At 49.5% G+C, this 5105-nt stretch carries 1 tRNA gene and 3 rRNA genes; all 4 read right to left on the reverse strand.

What is annotated here, in order from left to right:
- Positions 1–104: ribosomal RNA gene (gene rrf, locus HMPREF9965_RS07320) — 5S ribosomal RNA — on the reverse strand; the annotation flags it as partial.
- A gap of 76 nt (positions 105–180) precedes the next feature.
- A 23S ribosomal RNA gene (locus HMPREF9965_RS07325) occupies positions 181–3084 on the reverse strand.
- A gap of 122 nt (positions 3085–3206) precedes the next feature.
- A tRNA-Ala gene (locus HMPREF9965_RS07330) sits at positions 3207–3279 on the reverse strand.
- 51 nt (positions 3280–3330) lie between these two features.
- Positions 3331–4876: ribosomal RNA gene (locus tag HMPREF9965_RS07335) — 16S ribosomal RNA — on the reverse strand.
- Positions 4877–5105 lie beyond the last annotated feature (229 nt).

Below are 5105 nucleotides of genomic sequence, written 5' to 3' on the forward strand. Positions count from 1 at the left end.
CCATATCTCACAGGGGGCAACCCCCAACTACTTCCGGCGTTCTAGGGCTTAACTGCTGTGTTCGGCATGGGTACAGGTGTATCTCCTAGGCTATCGTCACTTAACTCTGAGTAATACCTACTCAAAATTGAATATCTATCAAATACCAAGAAAACCTTACACTTCGTATCCTCAGTTACTTTGGATAAGTCCTCGAGCTATTAGTATTAGTCCGCTACATGTGTCGCCACACTTCCACTTCTAACCTATCTACCTGATCATCTCTCAGGGCTCTTACTGATATAAAATCATGGGAAATCTCATCTTGAGGTGGGTTTCACACTTAGATGCTTTCAGCGTTTATCCCTTCCCTACATAGCTACCCAGCGATGCCTTTGGCAAGACAACTGGTACACCAGCGGTAAGTCCACTCTGGTCCTCTCGTACTAGGAGCAGATCCTCTCAAATTTCCTACGCCCGCGACGGATAGGGACCGAACTGTCTCACGACGTTCTGAACCCAGCTCGCGTGCCGCTTTAATGGGCGAACAGCCCAACCCTTGGGACCGACTACAGCCCCAGGATGCGACGAGCCGACATCGAGGTGCCAAACCTCCCCGTCGATGTGAACTCTTGGGGGAGATAAGCCTGTTATCCCCAGGGTAGCTTTTATCCGTTGAGCGATGGCCCTTCCATGCGGAACCACCGGATCACTAAGCCCGACTTTCGTCCCTGCTCGAGTTGTAGCTCTCGCAGTCAAGCTCCCTTATACCTTTACACTCTGCGAATGATTTCCAACCATTCTGAGGGAACCTTTGGGCGCCTCCGTTACCTTTTAGGAGGCGACCGCCCCAGTCAAACTGCCCGTCAGACACTGTCTCCGATAGGGATAACCTATCTGGGTTAGAGTGGCCATAACACAAGGGTAGTATCCCAACAACGTCTCCTTCGAAACTGGCGTCCCGATCTCATAGACTCCTACCTATCCTGTACATGTGGTACAGACACTCAATATCAAACTGCAGTAAAGCTCCATGGGGTCTTTCCGTCCTGTCGCGGGTAACCTGCATCTTCACAGGTACTAAAATTTCACCGAGTCTCTCGTTGAGACAGTGCCCAAATCATTACGCCTTTCGTGCGGGTCGGAACTTACCCGACAAGGAATTTCGCTACCTTAGGACCGTTATAGTTACGGCCGCCGTTTACTGGGGCTTCAATTCATACCTTCGGATTACTCCTAAGCACTCCTCTTAACCTTCCAGCACCGGGCAGGCGTCACCCCCTATACATCATCTTACGATTTAGCAGAGAGCTGTGTTTTTGATAAACAGTTGCTTGGGCCTATTCACTGCGGCTGACTTAAAGTCAGCACCCCTTCTCCCGAAGTTACGGGGTCATTTTGCCGAGTTCCTTAACGAGAGTTCTCTCGCTCACCTGAGGCTACTCGCCTCGACTACCTGTGTCGGTTTGCGGTACGGGTAGAGTATGTTTAAACGCTAGAAGCTTTTCTTGGCAGTGTGACGTCACTAACTTCGCTACTAAACTTCGCTCCCCATCACAGCTCAATGTTATAGAATTAAGCATTTGACTCAATTCACACCTCACTGCTTAGACAGACACTTCCATTCGTCTGCTTTAGTTAGCCTACTGCGTCCCTCCATCACTACATACTCTAGTACAGGAATATCAACCTGTTGTCCATCGGATACACCTTTCGGTCTCTCCTTAGGTCCCGACTAACCCAGGGCGGACGAGCCTTCCCCTGGAAACCTTAGTCTTACGGTGGACAGGATTCTCACCTGTCTTTCGCTACTCATACCGGCATTCTCACTTCTATGCGTTCCAGCACTCCTCACGGTATACCTTCTTCACACATAGAACGCTCTCCTACCATACCTATAAAGGTATCCACAGCTTCGGTAAATTGTTTTAGCCCCGGTACATTTTCGGCGCAGGGTCACTCGACTAGTGAGCTATTACGCACTCTTTGAATGAATAGCTGCTTCTAAGCTAACATCCTAGTTGTCTGTGCAACCCCACATCCTTTTCCACTTAACAATTATTTTGGGACCTTAGCTGGTGGTCTGGGCTGTTTCCCTTTCGACTACGGATCTTAGCACTCGCAGTCTGACTGCCGACCATAATTCTTTGGCATTCGGAGTTTATCTGAGATTGGTAATCCGGGATGGACCCCTCACCCAAACAGTGCTCTACCTCCAAGAATCTCTAATGTCGACGCTAGCCCTAAAGCTATTTCGGAGAGAACCAGCTATCTCCAAGTTCGTTTGGAATTTCTCCGCTACCCACAAGTCATCCAAGCACTTTTCAACGTGCCCTGGTTCGGTCCTCCAGTGCGTCTTACCGCACCTTCAACCTGCTCATGGGTAGGTCACATGGTTTCGGGTCTACGACATGATACTAGTGCGCCCTATTCAGACTCGGTTTCCCTGCGGCTCCGTCTCTCCAACTTAACCTCGCATCATATCGTAACTCGCCGGTTCATTCTACAAAAGGCACGCTCTCACCCATTAACGGGCTCGAACTTGTTGTAGGCACACGGTTTCAGGTTCTATTTCACTCCCCTCCCGGGGTGCTTTTCACCTTTCCCTCACGGTACTGGTTCACTATCGGTCACTAGGGAGTATTTAGGGTTGGGAGATGGTCCTCCCAGATTCCGACGGGATTTCTCGTGTCCCGCCGTACTCAGGATACTGCTAGGTACAAAGACTATTTTAAATACGAGGCTATTACTCTCTTTGGCTGATCTTCCCAAATCATTCTTCTATAATCTTTGAGTCCACTTTGCAGTCCTACAACCCCGAAGAGTAAACTCTTCGGTTTGCCCTCCTGCCGTTTCGCTCGCCGCTACTAAGGCAATCGCTTTTGCTTTCTCTTCCTGCAGCTACTTAGATGTTTCAGTTCACTGCGTCTTCCTCCTCATATCCTTAACAGATATGGGTAACAGGTAGTACCTGTTGGGTTCCCCCATTCGGAAATCCCTGGATCATCGCTTACTTACAGCTACCCAAGGCATATCGTCGTTTGTCACGTCCTTCTTCGGCTCCTAGTGCCAAGGCATCCACCGTGCGCCCTTATTAACTTAACCTTATTTTCTGACCTTTCAGTCAGTAACTCTTTTAATACTACAGCGTTTCGGTTTATTTTCTTGTTACTATTTGATATAGATATTCAATTTTCAATGTGCATTACTTGGTGATCTCTCACCAATGGAGCCTAGCGGGATCGAACCGCTGACCTCCTGCGTGCAAAGCAGGCGCTCTCCCAGCTGAGCTAAGGCCCCACAAGACCTCTCAAGACTAAACAAGACCAATGTGCAGTTCCTTATCCTTAGAAAGGAGGTGATCCAGCCGCACCTTCCGATACGGCTACCTTGTTACGACTTCACCCCAATCATCTATCCCACCTTAGGCGGCTGGCTCCTTACGGTTACCTCACCGACTTCGGGTGTTACAAACTCTCGTGGTGTGACGGGCGGTGTGTACAAGGCCCGGGAACGTATTCACCGCGGCGTGCTGATCCGCGATTACTAGCGATTCCGACTTCATGTAGGCGAGTTGCAGCCTACAATCCGAACTGAGACTGGCTTTAAGAGATTAGCTTGCCGTCACCGGCTTGCGACTCGTTGTACCAGCCATTGTAGCACGTGTGTAGCCCAGGTCATAAGGGGCATGATGATTTGACGTCATCCCCACCTTCCTCCGGTTTATTACCGGCAGTCTCGCTAGAGTGCCCAACTGAATGATGGCAACTAACAATAGGGGTTGCGCTCGTTGCGGGACTTAACCCAACATCTCACGACACGAGCTGACGACAACCATGCACCACCTGTCACCTCTGTCCCGAAGGAAAACTCTATCTCTAGAGTGGTCAGAGGGATGTCAAGACCTGGTAAGGTTCTTCGCGTTGCTTCGAATTAAACCACATGCTCCACCGCTTGTGCGGGCCCCCGTCAATTCCTTTGAGTTTCAACCTTGCGGTCGTACTCCCCAGGCGGAGTGCTTAATGCGTTAGCTACGGCACTAAACCCCGGAAAGGGTCTAACACCTAGCACTCATCGTTTACGGCGTGGACTACCAGGGTATCTAATCCTGTTTGCTCCCCACGCTTTCGAGCCTCAGCGTCAGTTACAAGCCAGAGAGCCGCTTTCGCCACCGGTGTTCCTCCATATATCTACGCATTTCACCGCTACACATGGAATTCCACTCTCCCCTCTTGCACTCAAGTTAAACAGTTTCCAAAGCGTACTATGGTTAAGCCACAGCCTTTAACTTCAGACTTATCTAACCGCCTGCGCTCGCTTTACGCCCAATAAATCCGGACAACGCTCGGGACCTACGTATTACCGCGGCTGCTGGCACGTAGTTAGCCGTCCCTTTCTGGTAAGATACCGTCACAGTGTGAACTTTCCACTCTCACACTCGTTCTTCTCTTACAACAGAGCTTTACGATCCGAAAACCTTCTTCACTCACGCGGCGTTGCTCGGTCAGACTTCCGTCCATTGCCGAAGATTCCCTACTGCTGCCTCCCGTAGGAGTCTGGGCCGTGTCTCAGTCCCAGTGTGGCCGATCACCCTCTCAGGTCGGCTATGTATCGTCGCCTTGGTGAGCCGTTACCTCACCAACTAGCTAATACAACGCAGGTCCATCTGGTAGTGGTGCAATTGCACCTTTCAAACAGTTATCATGCAATAACTGCTATTATGCGGTATTAGCTATCGTTTCCAATAGTTATCCCCCGCTACCAGGCAGGTTACCTACGCGTTACTCACCCGTTCGCAACTCATCCAGAGAAGCAAGCTCCTCCTTCAGCGTTCTACTTGCATGTATTAGGCACGCCGCCAGCGTTCGTCCTGAGCCAGGATCAAACTCTCATTAAAAGTTTGAGTTCTCACTCATTTCTGTCACTGACAGATTTATTGTTTTTTCATTGTTCAGTACTACAACTTCAGTTGTAGTGCCCTGCACATTGGTTCGTCTTGTTCAGTTTTCAAAGGTCTTTGTCACTCAATCTCTCTCAAGCGACAACTATATTAGTATATCACAGCTGTTTACCTATGTCAACACTTTTTTGAAACTTTTTTTACTTTTTTCAACCCTGCGATACAC

Source organism: Streptococcus mitis bv. 2 str. SK95, assembly GCF_000222705.1.
Classification (GTDB): Bacteria; Bacillota; Bacilli; order Lactobacillales; family Streptococcaceae; genus Streptococcus; species Streptococcus mitis_AY.